The sequence below is a fragment of the Isorropodon fossajaponicum endosymbiont JTNG4 genome (genome assembly GCF_016592615.1).
GTDB lineage: Bacteria > Pseudomonadota > Gammaproteobacteria > PS1 > Pseudothioglobaceae > Ruthia.
The window spans coordinates 1,152,140-1,167,330 of the sequence record NZ_AP013043.1 but is presented as its reverse complement, the minus strand read 5'-3'; the positions used below and the strand labels follow the sequence as shown (position 1 = coordinate 1,167,330).

The window sequence follows — 15,191 nt, the reverse complement described above, 5'->3', positions numbered from 1 at the left end:
TGGTCGCAAAAAACATAGAACTTGAGGACAAACATAAAGGACAAAGATGTTTTCTTTTGGGTAGTGGACCATCCATAAAACAAGAAAATTTAAAAGTATTAAAAAATGAAATTGTTTTCGCTTTAAATAACTTTTATGTTCATCCAGACTTTCAAGAAATAATGAGTGGTGATGTTGAAAAATATTATATGACAGCACCAATTCATTTACCACAAACAGAGCAAGAATGGAAAGATTGGTTTGAAGATATGGAACAATATATACCTAAACATACAAAAATACTATTTGGACTTAACACTTACAAAAATAATACAAGATATATACTCAATAAATACGAACTTTTTAACAACCATCAAGTGAATTGGTATTACACAGGAATCAATACAGGTGAATATTACAGTTTTAATAAAAAAGATATAAAGATGACAAATATGATATGGAATGCAAACACTATCAGTATTTATGCCTTAATAAGTGCTATCTATATGGGCTTTGATGAGATATACTTATTAGGAATAGATCATAATTATGTATGCAATCAGGGAAATCAATGGAGGTTTTACAAAGAGGGGCTTCATCAAAAAAATGAAATTTCAAGAACCATGAAAGGTAAGTCATACAATCAACATACATTTGCAGCTACTGGAAAAATATTTAAACAGTACCAAATGTTGTTAGAAAAAAATAAAATCTATAATTGCTCAAACACATCTTTGCTTGATATATTTGAATATGCAAATTTAGAAAAAATACTTAAGAAGTCCGTTAATTAGTTTAAATGAGACCTTTGCATAAATCAACCCAAACCAGTAAAATAGAAACCATCTAAACAACCAACAAAAAATTCTTAAGAATGTCCTAGAAGGACACACAACAAGCCTCATTTGCAGATTCTCTCGTTATCGAGTATAAAATCCCCATCTCCACCGTTTTTATACACAAAAACCCTTTAAAAAAAGACTTCTAAAGGGTTTTTTATTTTCTTATTTAAAAATGCATACCAGTATGTATACACATTAAATTTTCTCTATCTTTCATCAATCCACCCTTTTATTTCGCTAAGTTTCCAACCTACACTGTTTCCACCAAGGCTTACCCGATAAGGAAACTCACCTTTATTCTCTAATCGCCATAAAGTCGTTCTTGATAGCCCTGTCATATTTTGCACTTCTTTAGCTCTATATAATTCTATCAGGTGTTTTTCCAGGAATAATTGGCTTAATTTTATTTTTGGTAGTGGTACTTAATAAAAATTCTAATAGTTGATAACCAAAAAATTCATAATTTTTTTCTGTTATCTCTGTATGGTTAAGTTTTCCCTGCTTTAAAATTTTTCTAAGCTCTGCTACTGATATGCGTAAAAATAGCGATGCTTCTGCTATAGTAAGCCTTTGATACAGAGAGATGCCCATACTATCTGCAATATGCTTTAATTCTTCTGTATAGGGCGGTTGTTGAGTATTCAAAGTAAGTATATTAGCATGGTGTAAAATTAGTTTTTTAATAAAACTACTGGCTTATAATTTTAACATGTCTAATAACGCTCATATCTTTACCCCTAAAGATGATTCTTTATTTGAGCGTGTGTCTGCTTATAAATCTGTTGCCAAAGACTATTTTAATGCAGAAGCTAGTGTTAAATTTTCAGATGATAAAAAGTGGTCGATACTCTTGGTGAAAAGCAAGAGATAGAACAAGCCCGGAAAATTATGCAAAACAGCCTAAATATGGCAACTGATAAAATCAGTCTTGATGAAATAAAACAAGCTAAAGAGCAAGGCCTTATTAATCAAGGTGAATTGATCGAGTTTGTGAAAAACAAACGCCAACAAGAAATGAAATCAAGTAGAGAAAAATCACAGAAAACTACAGACTCTCACAGTCAAAAGCAAAGCTGACTTATCTCTGTTTATCAAAAATTTAGGAGGTTTGAAGGAGGTATTTTTTCAAAATCCTCCTCACGGGTTCTAGGGTTGCAAGATTGAAAGAAATTATATTTGCGATATACAAAATGTTAGTGGTCTTTTTGCTTCTAAATCTAAACTTGAAGATTTTATAAATTTAGATGACATGGTAAAACAAATTCTAAAGAAATGATAGCCCCTATTACCACAGAAAAACTAAATGAAAATTTAGCACATGATGAAATAAGAATTATTCACCACCATGACCATGATTCTTTTGGAGGCTTATAGCTGGGATAAACGGATATTTCTTATGAATAGTGGTGGCTCTCATCACTTTGCATCAGCCCGCTATATTGCCAACAAGCTAAATAAAAATGTTGGAATATCGGGTAAATTAGAAAAATACAACATTAATCAAAATATAGTGAGACAATTACTAAATAAATATGATGTTTTTTATTTGTAGCTGATGAAGAAATGAAATATCACCAATTTAATGAAGCAATGTATAAATTTAAAGTTGATTTTTAATAAAGCTAAGACCAATCCAAGGTACTGCAATAAACAGATAAATATGAAACGTTGTATTTTTTATTGCAAATAAATTCCAACTTGCATGTAGCCCCTACCCAGAAACAACGCAAATAAAAAATACGAAAAACTTTTTTCTTTAGTCAGCCAAGCGCCTAAGGCACTACCCCATATTGCAGAAAATACCATATGGGCTGGATTCGCCCTTATAAACAAAATTTCACTATATTTCAAAAAAAAATAAACATTTTCAATCATCGAAAAACCTAAAGTACATAACACCACATAAAATAAAGTTAATTTCTTTGAAATCAATTGTCTACTAAGTAGTGCCATAACCGCTAAAAGTTTTGCCAACTCTCCAACAGGGCCCGCAATTACTCCTGTATTGTTTACTAATGGCACCAATGAATGACGTGGCACTACTTCTTTAATTTGTTAATGTAATACCCCAAAAAACCACCATTCTAAAGTAGAAAATTCTATAATAAAAAATAAGGAGTTTTCACATGAAAAAATCAAGATATACAGAGTCATAAATAGTCAACATACTCAAACAAAACCAATCAGGCATATCTGTGGCTGATCTATGCCGTGAATACGCAATGTCTCAAGCCACATTTTACAAATGGAGATCTAAATACGGTGATACAGATTTTGTCTCTATGGTTAAACGCTTAAAAGAGCTAGAATCAGAAAATGCTCAATTCAAGCGTATGTATGCTGAGAGTGAGTTGAAACTGCAAATTACAAAGGATGCCTTAGCAAAAAAGTTCTAAAGCCATCCCAGTGGCGTGAGGATGGCTTTAAACATCAATGAACAAAATAAGAACACAAGTATCAAACTTATTTACGAAGTTTGTAGCATTAGTAAAAGCACTTATTATTATCAACCAAAACTCAGTGATGACAATGCTTTAATTGCCGATTGTCTACTGCGCTTAACCGCAACGCACAAGCGTTGGGGTTTTAAACTGTGCTATTTATATCTACGTAATGTTAAAGACTACAAATTTAACCATAAACGAGTGTATCGCATTTACCAAGAACTGGAGCTCAATCTAAGAATCAAGCCAAGAAGAAGAATCAAAAGAGATAAACCCGAAGCACTGAGTGTGCCAACAACTATTAACCAAACTTGGTCAATGGATTTTATGTCAGACTCACTCACTGATGGCAGGCACATTAGAACTTTTAATGTTGTCGATGATTACAATCGGGAAGGCTTGAATATTGATGTGGACTTGTCCATGCCAGCAAGACGAGTTATTCAATCATTAGAACGTTTGATTCAGTGGCGGATCTTCACAATGAAGGCATGATTTAGGGAAATGTAGGGTTTCGGTGAGTGTGCAATGCTCTAACCTACTTGGACACATTTCAAGCCGCTTTTTTCAATTCAGCCATCTTTTGAGCAGGTGTTAAATACCCAATCGCTGAATGAATCCTTTTGTAATTATACAAGTAGATATAACCCTCTACATTTTGCACGACTTCACTATGATTTGCAAAACTTTGATAATTTAATCTCTCAGTCTTCAGACTTCTAAAGAAACGCTCCATGACCGCATTATCCCAACAATTACCTCGCCTGCTCATGCTTTGAGTAATGTTGTTCTTGTTGCAATAATCAATAAAAACTTTAGAAGAGTATTGAGTCCCTTGATCAGAGTGAAACATGTGTTTATTTGTATTGGGCTGGTGTCTAGACACAGCATTACTAAGCGCATCCTTTGCCAACTGAGCATTAGGCTGTTTTGACAATGCCCAACCAACAACTTGTCTTGAGCCTAAATCCAACACACTGGCTAAATAACTCCCACCTTGATAGGTTTTGATATAGGTAATATCACCAACCCAATGCGTATTAATTGATTGCTGCTCAAACACACGATTTAATAGGTTTTTTGCCTTTTTAAACATCAATCTAGTATTAGGGTAATAATGACGCTTTCTTGGGCGTATGGCAACTACATTGGCTTTTTTCATTAGCGTTGCAGTTTGGTAAATACCAATGTTATAACCTTGGTTATTCAAAACTACTCGCATTCTGCGTTTGCCATAGGTGTATCCAACTTCAATAGCAGTTTGTTTGATTAATTTAATCATAGCGTTGGTGTTGTTGTTTACTCGCTTATCTTTGACTTGATAGTAATAACTACTGTGAGGAAGTTTGAGTAATGCTCATAATTCTTTAGTATTGTATTGTTGGCAAGCCTTGTTTATCTTGATAATCATATCACTTGGTGATTGTCCACAGCGAACAAGGCTGTTGCCTTTTTTAAGATTTCATTGTCCCTTTGTGCGCGCCAAAGTTGTTTCTCAAGCAGTTGTATTGTTTGTTGTTCAGAAGTCAGCGCTTTGCCTGACTCTGGTGTTTGTCCACCAAGCTCTGCTAGGTATTGTTTTCTCCATCTGCTAACTGCTGAGGAGCAAGCTCCTGATATTATCATGATTTTTTTTATTGGTGTAATTCTCATGCACCATGAGTTTGGCATAATCTAGTGTTCCCCCCTCAAGGGGGTATTGAACAGAATGTTCAACGGTAAAAGTCACTCGTTGTTTTCTTGATTTATATTGTGTCATTACTGACCTCCTTATGGTTTGTATTATAAGGCTATCTTTGTGTCCAATAAAATTAGACTATTGCAGTAATAGTTATGAAAATTATGCCGATAGACTAGATTATTATTCGGATAGATATTATCAGTATTATCAGTATTATCAAAATTACCAAAGACTAGCCAATAGTTATCGAGCCAAAGCCAATTACTACTACAGAAAATTTGGCAATGCAACATTAACTTACGTGAAAACAGTTAATGGTAAGCATCACTACAGAAACACCGACTGTACCAGTAAAAACTGGAAAGGTTCTTGCAGAAGGCAAAACAGATATTGGCATTGTTACTACACCCCACAAAGAAAAATAAATGTCCCACAGATATATAACAAACGGGCAGATTATTATCAAAGAACAGTTATAACACCCAAAAATATTATCATTATGATACCCAAAACAACCCAACCTTTAAAACACATGCAGGCGATATGATGTACAACGTCACCAACCAACTTACCAGCAGAATTGATAAAGACGCACTAACGCACACTGATGCCTTAGGCAACATCTTTTGATGACTATCAAATAACAATCATTTTTTATATTCCCTAAACTACATCTAGTTGATATGACGTTCCAGTGATTGAAATACCTAAGAATTTTGTTTTGTCATCTGTTGATACTCCTTTTGCAGATGTTGAGCTGGCGTTAAAAGAGCCCAATGGGCTAATCGCATTGGGTGGTGAATTAACAACCAGCCGACTTTTGAGTGCGTATCGACAGGGAATTTTCCCTTGGTATGGTAAGTCAGAGCCAGTGCTTTGGCATTCTCCAGATCCAAGAATGGTGATTACTTTAGAGCGGCTTCATATTTCAAAAAGCCTTAATAAAACGATTCGTTCTGATAAGTTTGAGGTTAAAGTCAATACAAACTTTGAACGTGTGATTCACCATTGTAAAACCATTCAGCGTAAAAATCAAGACAGCACCCGGATTGATAATGATATGGCACATGCTTATACTGAATTCCACTCACAAGGATTTGCACATTCGGTTGAGGTGTATGAAGATTCTAAATTGGTAGACAGGCTTTATGGCGTTGCTTTAGGGCAGGTGTTTTTTGGTGAGTCTATGTTTTCATTAGTACGAGACGCTTCTAAAATTGCTTTTGTGTATTTGCTCATAAATATGCCTTATAAATTAGTTGATTGCCAAGTTGAGAATCCGCATTTAAAAAGTTTAGGTGCTTTTAATATACGGCGTCGTGTGTTCACTAAACTATTAAAAGAATTGCTGTAAAATAAGTGTTGTTTTTAAATAAAAAAACAGGTCAAGAGACGGTATGGAAAAAATAATCAAATTTATAGTATTAGCCTTTATTGTTGTTGGTATTTCTGCTTGTGGCAAGATGGGCGAATTGGAACGTGTTAAATCGTCATTATTAATCTTGCCAAATACCACTCAAACGGCATAATAAATCTTGGGTTTTTCTTATAAAAATCACATACTACATGCTGAATCTGTTGCTATAACAGATTTAATGGATGCTTACGACTCGCCACTTTATGTCTATTCTCGCACTGATATTGAGAATAACTGGTATGAGTTTGACCAGGCATTTGGCACACATCCGCATTTAATTTGCTATGCGGTTAAAGCCAACTCTAATTTAGCAGTGCTTAATGTCTTGTCTAAAATAGGTTCAGGTTTTGATATTGTATCTATTGGTGAATTAGAGCGCGTTTTATTTGCTGGAGTAAATGCATCCCGCTGTGTATTTTCAGGTGTGGCTAAAACAAAGGCTGAAATTAAACGTGCTCTAGAAGTGGGCATTTTTTGCTTTAATGTTGAGTCCATGGCAGAGATGAATCGCATTGAGCAAGTGGCAAAAGATATGAACGTGCAAGCACCAATTTCGCTGCGTGTTAATCCTAATGTTGATGCAAAAACACACCCGTATATTTCAACAGGACTTAAAGAAAATAAGTTTGGTGTTGATATTGATGATGCTACTCTTATTTATCAAATGGCACATGATTCACTCTATTTAACCGTCAAAGGGCTGGATTTCCATATTGGTTCACAATTAATAGAAGTGTCTCCTTTTTTAGACGCACTTGATAAAGTGCTTGAACTGGTTGCCAAACTTGATAAAATTAATATTCATATTACTCATTTGGATTTAGGTGGCGGTGTTGGCATTAAGTATGACAATGAACAAACGATTGATATTAATGCTTATATCGCCTCAATTCTTGACAAAGTGGGCGATTTAAAAATTATTTTAGAGCCGGGTCGGGCAGTTGTTGGCAATGCGGGTGTATTTATTACCAAAGTTGAATTCTTAAAGCAAAATTCAGATAAATCATTTGCAATTATTGATGGCGCAATGAATGATTTATTACGCTCTGCCTTTTATCAAGCTTATCATCAAGTATTGCCCGTTAATGAAAATTCTAAAGGCGTTGATGCTAATTGGGATTTGGTGGGACCCATTTGTGAAACAGGTGATTTTTTAGCCAAAAATAGAAAACTTTCCTTATCTGAAGGAGATTATTTAGCACTCATGTCTGCTGGCGCTTATGGCTTTACCATGAGCTCAAATTATAACTCTCGCCCTAGAGTAGCGGAAGTAATGGTATCAGGCAATCAACACACACTAGTGCGAGAACGTGAAACTATTCAAGATTTATTTAACAAAGAGCATATGATTAATGATTAAATTAACCAACAACCAAAAAAAATTTCTTAGATCAAAAAGCCATAGTCTAAAGCCTGTCATAATGATAGGACAGCACGGATTAAGCGAGTCTGTTTTGGCAGAACTTAAGGCAACCATGGAAAAGCATGAATTGCTAAAAATTAAAATACGTATTGACGAGAGAGAGCAAAAGCAAAAAATAATTGATAAAGTTATTAATGCTTCTAATGCCCATTTGGTACAAGTAATTGGCAATATTGTGGTGATTTACCGTAGCTTTGATGAAGAACCACAAATTATCCTTCCAAAAAAGTAAGCACCCAATGAGGATTGCAATTAGTGCAGTGGAAACCTCAGGTGACCTGATTGGTTCCAAGCTAATTCAATCCTTAAAAAAACAAAATTCCGATGTCAGTATTGAGGGTTTAGCTGGGGATAAAATGACGGCTGCTGGATGTGTGCAACATTGGGATCAAAAGCAAGTCAATGTGATGGGTTTTAGTGAGGTTTTAAAAAAATTGCCGTCTTTATTGCATTTGCGAAAACTTATTATTGTCTATTTTTCTAATCAAAAACCCGATGTTTTTATTGGTGTTGATGCGCCAGATTTTAATTTTATAATTGAGAGAAAGCTTAAATCTCAAGGTGTAAAAACCGTGCATTTTATTTCGCCTTCGGTTTGGGCTTGGCGCCAATCTCGGATTAAAAAAATTAAACAATCAACAGATTTAGTGCTGTGTTTATTTCCATTTGAAGTAGGTTTTTATCAAGCGCACAATCAAAGAGCGCTATTTGTTGGGCATCCTTTAGCACAAAGTTTGCGACCTAGAAAGCCACATATTAAGACAAAAAATATTCTTCTAATGCCGGGTTCTAGGCAAAGTGAAATTAAAAGATTACTGCCTGAAATGCTGCTAGCAGCTAAAATAATGTCCGTGCAAGATCCAATGTTAACCTTTCACTTAGCCTTAGCGAATGATGAATTATTAGATTGGGTGACTGTCCAAGTAGGGAATGCTCCAGTTGAAATTTCACTTGGGTGTGCACATGTGCGTATGTTAAATGCAGATTTGGCATTAGTTGCATCGGGCACTGCGGCGTTGGAGTTGGCACTGGTTGGTGTGCCTATGGTGGTTGTTTATAAATTGTCTAGTTTTAGTTATTTTATTGCTTCAAGATTGGTCAAGAGTAAATATATTAGCTTGCCAAATATAATTGCCAATAAAAATTTAGTGCCAGAATTGATTCAAAATAATGCCAGCGGCAACAATATCGCCAAACATGCCATGGCAATCGTGAGTCGTGATAATAAAGCGTTAATCAAAGCGTTTAATGCAATCCATCAACAGTTAGACTTAGATGCTAGTGATGAGTCAGCACGTATTATTTATGAATTTATTAACGAATAAACACATTCTTAATAGTGTGGCATTGGCATTGGCTGAGGATTTTGGTTCTGGCGATGTTTCTGCTGATTTGTTATTAAATAAAATAATTACAGCTGAGATTATATCAAGAGAATTCAGTGTTATTTGTGGCGTGGAATACGCACAAAGTGCATTTTTATCACTTGACGATAAAATCAAACTAGATTGGAAAGTTAAAGATGGTGAGTGCGTTAATTCAGGACAAGTTCTGTGTGTTTTAATAGGTGCTTCCAAGGCCATTATTAGCGCCGAAAGGGTGGCGCTTAACTTTTTACAGATGTTAAGCTCTGTGGCGACAAAAACTCATGACTTAGTGAATAAAATTAGTCACACCAATGCACAATTGCTAGATACTAGAAAAACCATTCCTGGGCTAAGATTGGCACAAAAATACGCAGTAAAATGCGGTGGTGGTGTTAACCATCGTATGGGCTTGTATGATTGTATTATGCTGAAAGAAAATCATATTATTGCTTCAGGCTCAATCACCTTAGCAGTTAAATTAGCAATAGAGAAATACCCAAATCTTCCTTTAATTGTTGAAGTTGAAAACTTGAGCCAATTACAAGAAGCGCTCACACTTAGTGGTGTCGCCCGAGCGTTGTGTGATAATTTTTCCATAAGTGACTTAATACAAGCGGTTGGCTTTGCTAAAGGTAAATTACCCTTGGAGGCTTCTGGCGATATCAATGAAAACACCATTGTAGCAGTGGCTAATACCGGTGTTGATTTTATCTCTACAGGCAGTGTCACTAAGAATATTCAAGCAATAGATTTGTCTTTAAGATTTGTTTGAAGCAAAGAAAATTGGGCTGGTTAAATCGTCTTTAGTATTGTAACTTAGAGGCTCTCCATCTTGGTTAACAACACTGCCACCTGCGCCTTGTAAAATGCATACGCCAGCAGCAGTGTCCCATTCAGAACAAGGACCAAATCTTGGATAGTAGTCATATTTGCCCTCTGCAATAGCACAAAATTTTAGCGCACTACCCAGTTGAGATACTTCATAAGTACTACATTTTCCTAAGTGGTCTTGCAATTGTTTGTTGTGTGACGACCAATGACCAATGACAATTTTTAAAGGGCGATGGCTGGTGTGTACATTTAATGTCTGAACAATACGTTCTTGTTGTTTGAGCGTTTTGTTTGCATCTGTTGTATAGTAGTGTGTTTTGCTTAGTGGTGCATAAATCATGCCAAATATTGGTTTGTTTTGTTTAATATAAGCAATACAAATACAAAACTCACCTGTTTGCTCAAGAAAGTCACGCGTGCCGTCAAGTGGGTCGATTAACCAGTATTCATGCCATTTAGAGCGTTCAGAAAATTTAATTACTTCAGATTCCTCTGAAAGTATGGGCGTGGTGTTTAGCGTGAGTTTTGAAAGTGCCTCAATAATTAGTTTATGTGCGTTTTTATCAGCAATAGTCAGTGGCGTTTCATCTGATTTGATTTTAATATCAAGCTCACTTTTATAAAGTGACATAATCATATCACCAACTTGAGTGGTTAGCTTAATTAATGGCGGTATGAGTAAATCAAACATGGTTATATTATCATACCTCATTGGCTATGATAAGTATTGATGAAAATGGTGGGCCTACTTGGACTTGAACCAAGGACCAATCGATTATGAGTCGATTGCTCTAACCAACTGAGCTATAGGCCCCTAAAGGATTATTCTAGGAAGCTTTGTAATTTATGCGCACGAGAAGGGTGTCTTAGCTTACGCAGTGCTTTGGCCTCAATCTGGCGAATGCGCTCACGAGTGACATCAAATTGACGACCAACTTCCTCTAAAGTGTGGTCAGTATTCATATCAATACCAAAACGCATTTTTAATACTTTAGTCTCGCGAGGCGATAAGTTAGAAAGTAACTCGCTTGTGGTTTCTCTTAAGCTTTCCTTGGTGGTTATCTCAACCGGTGAAGATAGATTGGTGTCTTCAATAAAATCACCAATATTAGAGTCCTCATCATCACCAACCGGGGTTTCCATTGACAAAGGCTCCTTGGCAATTTTTAGAATTTTGATAATTTTGTATTCTGGCAGTTCCATTTCAGTTGCTAACTCTTCAGGGGAAGCCTCGCGACCAAATTTCTGCAAGAGTTGGCGACGTACACGATTAAGTTTATTGATGGTTTCAATCATGTGGACTGGAATGCGAATGGTGCGCGCCTGGTCTGCAATAGAGCGAGTAATGGCCTGACGAATCCACCAAGTAGCGTAAGTAGAAAACTTGTAACCGCGACGATATTCAAATTTATCAACCGCCTTCATTAAGCCAACATTGCCTTCTTGAATTAGGTCTAAGAATTGCAATCCACGGTTGGCATATTTTTTCGCAATTGAAATCACCAATCTAAGGTTTGCTTCAATCATTTGTGATTTGGCTTTTTTGGCACGACGATCACCACGACGATACATTTTGTTTAATGCTTTAAGCTCAGCAATAGTGAGTTGCATTTCCTCTTCAAATTGTTGGAGATTTTTTTGTGCATAATAAATCTCATTTTTGCTGACCTTTAATTTTTCTTTAGTCTTCTCGTCTAATTTGATGGTATTAAGCCAGTCAAAATTGGTTTCATTATTAGAAAATGATTCAAAAAAATATAATCGATCCATGCCCGCATCTAAACATGCATTTTGAATGGTTTTTTCTTGTTTTTTGACTTGGTCCACGCGGTTGCAAATAACCTCTATCATGGTATTGACCAGTTTGGGCGCTAGGCGTAAGTCTGACAAGCCTTGAGATAATCGTTGGCGCGCTTCAATTGTTTTTTTATGACGAAAACCAAATTTTTCGTTGGTTTTGTTGTAAATTTCGGAGCATTTTGATACGGTTTCAAAACGGCCGTACACCTGATTTTCATCAGGTCCTGTGTATTCCATTTCTTCCATATCTTCATATTCTTCATCGTCATCAAACTCACCTGCATCAAAAGCGGCTTTTTTTGCAGCAAAGTCTTCTGCATCGCCTTGATAGCCGATAATCACATCGGTCATTTTACATTTTCCTTCTTCTAGGCGGGTGTGCGCTTTGAAAAAAAAGTTAGTAATCACAGGATATAAAGTGATGCTTTTCATGATTTCAAACACGCCAGCTTCAATTTCTTTAGCAATGCGGATTTCATCTTCTTGCTCTAGTAAAGCAACAACACCCATTTCACGCATGTACATTCTAACTGGGTCTGTTGTTCTGCCAAATTCTGAATCCAGTGCTGCAAGTGCTGCTATTGCTGCTTCTGCTGACGTTGATTGTGCTTTAGCACCAGATTCAACTACCAAGGTATCTGCATCTGGCACAGTATCAGAAACAGTAATATCCAACTCTTCAAGAATCGTAACAATAGGCTCTACTTGCTCTTGGGTTAATAAGTCTTCTGGCAGAATATCATTAATTTCAGAGTAGGTTAAGTAGCCTTTCTCTTTACCAACCATGATGAGTTTTTGTAGTGCTTGCTTGTGTGCTTTAGTTGTGGATTTCATAAATTTAAAGTTAATGTGTTTGACAAACCAAAGGATGGATTATACCCAAAGTTATCGGCTAAAAATCATAGCCTTGTGTTGTGGTATTTTTCTATCTGACTATTATGTAAAAATAGTACTAATAGATTGCTCTTCGCTAATTCGTTTGATAACCTCAGCCATTGTTGGTGCAATGGACAATTGCCTAATTTTAGAACAGTTGGCAGCATCGGCATTAAGTGGAATGGTGTTGGTTGTTACCAACTCATTTAACTCAGAGTTTTCAATATTGTGAATGGCATTGCCAGAAAGAACGGCATGTGTGGCGTAGGCCACTACTTTTTTAGCGCCCCGTTGTTTCAAAACACTAGCGGCTTGGCAAAGTGTACCAGCGGTATCAACCATATCGTCAATCAGAATGCAAGTTCTACCCTCAACATCGCCAATAACATTCATGATTTTGACCATATTGGGTGCTGGGCGTCGTTTATCAATAATGGCAAGGTCTGCATCATTTAAGCGCTTTGCAGCAGCGCGTGCTCTTACTACGCCACCTACATCAGGAGATACAACAACGATGTCTTGGTAATTTTTAGATAGGATGTTTTCAATTAAAACAGGCTGGGCATAAATATTATCAATTGGGATATTGAAAAAGCCTTGAATCTGATCTGCGTGCAAATCAACAGTTAATATTCGATCAACACCTGCAGATTCAACCATTTTTGCAGCAAGTTTTGCTGTGATGGGTACGCGAGTTAGGCGTGATCTACGATCTTGTCTTGAATAGCCAAAATAAGGCACAACAGCAGTAATTCGTGTAGCTGATGAGCGTTTAAGTGCATCAACGATAACCAAAAGTTCCATTAAGGTTTCAGCCGGAGAAGGTCCACAAGTAGGCTGAATGATAAACACATCACAACCACGTACATTCTCTAATATTTCAACTTGGGATTCGCCATCGCTAAATCTACCCACCAGTGCTTTACCTTGTACGATATTTAAACTAGAAATGATTTCGCCAGAAAGCTCAGGATTAGCATTACCGCTAAAGATTTTAATTTTGTCAAGAGACATAGAGGATTAATCAATACTATTAAAGTAGCTATATTATACGCTGATAAGAAGACAAAACATAAAAAGAAGTTGGCTGGGCTGGCAGGATTTGAACCTGCGCATGACGGGATCAAAACCCGTTGCCTTACCGCTTGGCGACAGCCCAACTATGAATCGGAGAAGTGTTGATTGCACGCGATACAAAACTCATCCATTTTTTTGGCACTTTTTTAGCCGCTGCCAAAGCGTCTTTCTCAGTTAAGAATTCATTAAAAACACAGCTACCTGTGCCACTCATTCTAGCTTGACCAATATGATTAGCGCAAGTATCAAGGTGTTCTAGTGCAACACCAATTTCTGCCTCTAACGTTATGGCTGCCTGTAAGCAGTCATTATGAGTATTTACAAGTTCAGAGAACTTGGCTATTTTCCCTTGAGGTTTGCTCATTGTCAATGCATAATGAGAGAAAATTTCTTTAGTTGAAATATGTTGGTTAATAAAGACCACTAAAAAATAATGATTAGGTGTTTTAACAGGGCTTAGAATTTCTCCCATACCTTCTGCCCAAGCGCTTTTAGCAAAAATAAATACGGGTACATCTGCACCTAAACTTAACCCCAATTTCATCAGTTGCACTTGGGTTAATTTTGTATCCCAAAGTTGATTAAGTGCCACTAATGTGGTTGCTGCATCTGAAGAGCCACCACCTAAACCACCACCCATTGGAATATTTTTAACGATTGAGAGGTTAACACCCAACGTTGTGCCGGTGTGTTGTTGAAGTGCTTTGGCCGCTTTAACGATTAAATCTTGGCTTTGCTCTACATCTTCATTGCCACTAATGCGTTTAATAACACCATTACTAGTGATAGAAAATTTTAATTCATCGCAATAGTCAAGCAGCTGAAAAATGGTTTGAAAATTATGATAACCATCCTCTCTTTTGTTGTTAATGTGCAAAAATAAGTTAATTTTTGCAGGGGCAAGCCAAATGCTAGACATTAATAAAAATGTTTCGGTAATGCTTTAACTCATCAATTGAGTCTTGGATATCAGAAAGTGCCAAGTGTGCAGAGTCTTTTTCAAAGACCATTTTTGCATTAGGTTTCCAACGCACAACCAGCTCTTTAAGGGTGGAAACATCAATATGACGGTAGTGAAAGAATTGCTCTAGTTTTGGCATGTAGTTATACAAAAAACGCCTATCTTGACAAATGGTATTGCCACACATTGGTGAGGCACCTTTGCTAACATATTTTTTTAAAAATTCTAAGGTCTGGGCTTCTGCTTGTTTGCAAGAAAGGTTACTTTCTCTAACGCGCCTAAGCAGCCCAGAACTGGTATGGTGTTCGGCATTCCACTGGTCCATATTATCTAGAATTTCATCGTTTTGATGAATGGCTAAAGAAGGGCCTTGTGCAATAATATGGAGTTGTGCATCAGTAACAATAGTGGCAATTTCAATAATGGCATCTTTTTCAGGCATAAGCCCTGTCATTTCTAAATCAATCCAAATGAGGTTAGTTTCTTTATTCAT

The 15,191-nt window shown here is 36.4% G+C and carries 18 protein-coding genes, 2 tRNA genes and 3 pseudogenes; 12 read left to right on the top strand and 11 right to left on the bottom strand.

Annotated elements, in window-relative coordinates; all coding sequences use genetic code 11:
* Positions 1–56 precede the first annotated feature (56 nt).
* On the top strand, positions 57–773 hold the full coding sequence (locus CVFO_RS06835) for a hypothetical protein (protein ID WP_201339299.1): 717 nt from the start codon (positions 57–59) through the stop codon (positions 771–773).
* Positions 774–1,027: 254 nt separating this feature from the next.
* On the opposite strand, the gene CVFO_RS06830 is transcribed toward CVFO_RS06835, so the two are convergent.
* Together CVFO_RS06830 and CVFO_RS06825 are read right to left on the bottom strand one after the other, a co-directional pair.
* Positions 1,028–1,168 (bottom strand): helix-turn-helix transcriptional regulator, encoded by a 141-nt coding sequence (locus CVFO_RS06830; protein WP_342591006.1) that lies wholly within the window; start codon positions 1,166–1,168, stop codon positions 1,028–1,030.
* Between the two features lie 10 nt (positions 1,169–1,178).
* The gene (locus CVFO_RS06825; RefSeq protein WP_201339298.1) at positions 1,179–1,466 is read right to left on the bottom strand and encodes a hypothetical protein; all 288 of its coding nucleotides are present in this window, start codon (positions 1,464–1,466) and stop codon (positions 1,179–1,181) included.
* Positions 1,467–1,530: 64 nt separating this feature from the next.
* Here CVFO_RS06825 and CVFO_RS06820 point away from each other — a divergent pair, with 64 nt between their 5' ends.
* From CVFO_RS06820 to CVFO_RS09525, 4 genes and pseudogenes are all read left to right on the top strand, one after another.
* The gene (locus CVFO_RS06820; RefSeq protein ID WP_201339297.1) at positions 1,531–1,692 is read left to right on the top strand and encodes a hypothetical protein; all 162 of its coding nucleotides are present in this window, start codon (positions 1,531–1,533) and stop codon (positions 1,690–1,692) included.
* Entirely contained in the window at positions 1,659–1,898 is a 240-nt protein-coding gene (locus tag CVFO_RS06815; protein WP_225879240.1) for a hypothetical protein, read from the top strand. Before CVFO_RS06820 ends, CVFO_RS06815 begins: the two co-directional genes overlap by 34 nt.
* A gap of 192 nt (positions 1,899–2,090) precedes the next feature.
* A pseudogene (locus CVFO_RS09605) lies at positions 2,091–2,195 on the top strand (hypothetical protein); the annotation flags it as partial.
* Positions 2,167–2,373 carry a DUF6685 family protein gene (locus tag CVFO_RS09525; protein ID WP_425352097.1) on the top strand — a complete coding sequence of 69 codons (207 nt, stop codon included), beginning with the start codon at positions 2,167–2,169 and terminating at the stop codon, positions 2,371–2,373. The pseudogene CVFO_RS09605 and the gene CVFO_RS09525, both read left to right, overlap by 29 nt.
* A 125-nt stretch (positions 2,374–2,498) precedes the next feature.
* On the opposite strand, the gene CVFO_RS06810 is transcribed toward CVFO_RS09525, so the two are convergent.
* Positions 2,499–2,843 carry a PrsW family glutamic-type intramembrane protease gene (locus CVFO_RS06810; RefSeq protein ID WP_201339242.1) on the bottom strand — a complete coding sequence of 115 codons (345 nt, stop codon included), beginning with the start codon at positions 2,841–2,843 and terminating at the stop codon, positions 2,499–2,501.
* Positions 2,844–2,977: 134 nt separating this feature from the next.
* On the opposite strand from CVFO_RS06810, the pseudogene CVFO_RS06800 reads away from it, so the two are divergent.
* Positions 2,978–3,739: pseudogene (locus tag CVFO_RS06800) on the top strand (transposase); the annotation flags it as partial.
* A gap of 79 nt (positions 3,740–3,818) precedes the next feature.
* On the opposite strand, the pseudogene CVFO_RS06795 reads toward CVFO_RS06800, so the two are convergent.
* Positions 3,819–4,925: pseudogene (locus CVFO_RS06795) on the bottom strand (IS3 family transposase).
* A gap of 715 nt (positions 4,926–5,640) precedes the next feature.
* Here CVFO_RS06795 and aat point away from each other — a divergent pair.
* From aat to nadC, 6 genes are read left to right on the top strand one after another with little or no spacing between them, the layout of a single operon-like run.
* The gene (gene aat / locus CVFO_RS06790) at positions 5,641–6,300 is read left to right on the top strand and encodes a leucyl/phenylalanyl-tRNA--protein transferase (protein ID WP_201339295.1); all 660 of its coding nucleotides are present in this window, start codon (positions 5,641–5,643) and stop codon (positions 6,298–6,300) included.
* A 43-nt stretch (positions 6,301–6,343) separates the two neighbouring features.
* Positions 6,344–6,475 carry a hypothetical protein gene (locus CVFO_RS09165; protein WP_281064395.1) on the top strand — a complete coding sequence of 44 codons (132 nt, stop codon included), beginning with the start codon at positions 6,344–6,346 and terminating at the stop codon, positions 6,473–6,475.
* A gap of 6 nt (positions 6,476–6,481) precedes the next feature.
* The gene (gene lysA, locus CVFO_RS06785) at positions 6,482–7,723 is read left to right on the top strand and encodes a diaminopimelate decarboxylase (protein WP_201339294.1); all 1,242 of its coding nucleotides are present in this window, start codon (positions 6,482–6,484) and stop codon (positions 7,721–7,723) included.
* The gene (gene yhbY / locus CVFO_RS06780; RefSeq protein WP_201339293.1) at positions 7,716–8,018 is read left to right on the top strand and encodes a ribosome assembly RNA-binding protein YhbY; all 303 of its coding nucleotides are present in this window, start codon (positions 7,716–7,718) and stop codon (positions 8,016–8,018) included. The genes lysA and yhbY overlap by 8 nt, the downstream gene beginning before the upstream one ends.
* A 7-nt stretch (positions 8,019–8,025) precedes the next feature.
* A complete protein-coding gene (gene lpxB / locus CVFO_RS06775; protein ID WP_201339292.1) occupies positions 8,026–9,111 on the top strand; it encodes a lipid-A-disaccharide synthase in 1,086 nt (361 codons plus the stop codon).
* Positions 9,092–9,925, top strand: coding sequence for a carboxylating nicotinate-nucleotide diphosphorylase (nadC, locus tag CVFO_RS06770; protein WP_201339291.1), 834 nt, complete (start codon positions 9,092–9,094; stop codon positions 9,923–9,925). The genes lpxB and nadC overlap by 20 nt, the downstream gene beginning before the upstream one ends.
* Here nadC and cysQ read toward each other — a convergent pair.
* The 7 genes from cysQ to orn all read right to left on the bottom strand — a co-directional run bounded on the left by cysQ (position 9,911) and on the right by orn (position 15,191).
* Positions 9,911–10,675 carry a 3'(2'),5'-bisphosphate nucleotidase CysQ gene (gene cysQ, locus CVFO_RS06765; RefSeq protein ID WP_201340435.1) on the bottom strand — a complete coding sequence of 255 codons (765 nt, stop codon included), beginning with the start codon at positions 10,673–10,675 and terminating at the stop codon, positions 9,911–9,913. The genes nadC and cysQ overlap by 15 nt on opposite strands.
* Positions 10,676–10,721: 46 nt before the next feature.
* Positions 10,722–10,798, bottom strand: a tRNA-Ile gene (locus tag CVFO_RS06760).
* An 8-nt stretch (positions 10,799–10,806) separates the two neighbouring features.
* The gene (rpoD, locus tag CVFO_RS06755; protein ID WP_201339290.1) at positions 10,807–12,618 is read right to left on the bottom strand and encodes an RNA polymerase sigma factor RpoD; all 1,812 of its coding nucleotides are present in this window, start codon (positions 12,616–12,618) and stop codon (positions 10,807–10,809) included.
* A gap of 102 nt (positions 12,619–12,720) precedes the next feature.
* Positions 12,721–13,674, bottom strand: a complete 954-nt coding sequence (locus CVFO_RS06750) for a ribose-phosphate pyrophosphokinase (protein WP_201339289.1) — start codon at positions 13,672–13,674, stop codon at positions 12,721–12,723.
* Positions 13,675–13,744: 70 nt separating this feature from the next.
* Positions 13,745–13,819 (bottom strand) — tRNA-Gln (locus CVFO_RS06745).
* Positions 13,799–14,656, bottom strand: coding sequence for a 4-(cytidine 5'-diphospho)-2-C-methyl-D-erythritol kinase (gene ispE / locus CVFO_RS06740; RefSeq protein ID WP_201339288.1), 858 nt, complete (start codon positions 14,654–14,656; stop codon positions 13,799–13,801). Before ispE ends, CVFO_RS06745 begins: the two co-directional genes overlap by 21 nt.
* Positions 14,649–15,191: an oligoribonuclease gene (gene orn, locus CVFO_RS06735; RefSeq protein WP_201339287.1), complete on the bottom strand. Its 543-nt coding sequence runs from the start codon at positions 15,189–15,191 to the stop codon at positions 14,649–14,651. Before orn ends, ispE begins: the two co-directional genes overlap by 8 nt.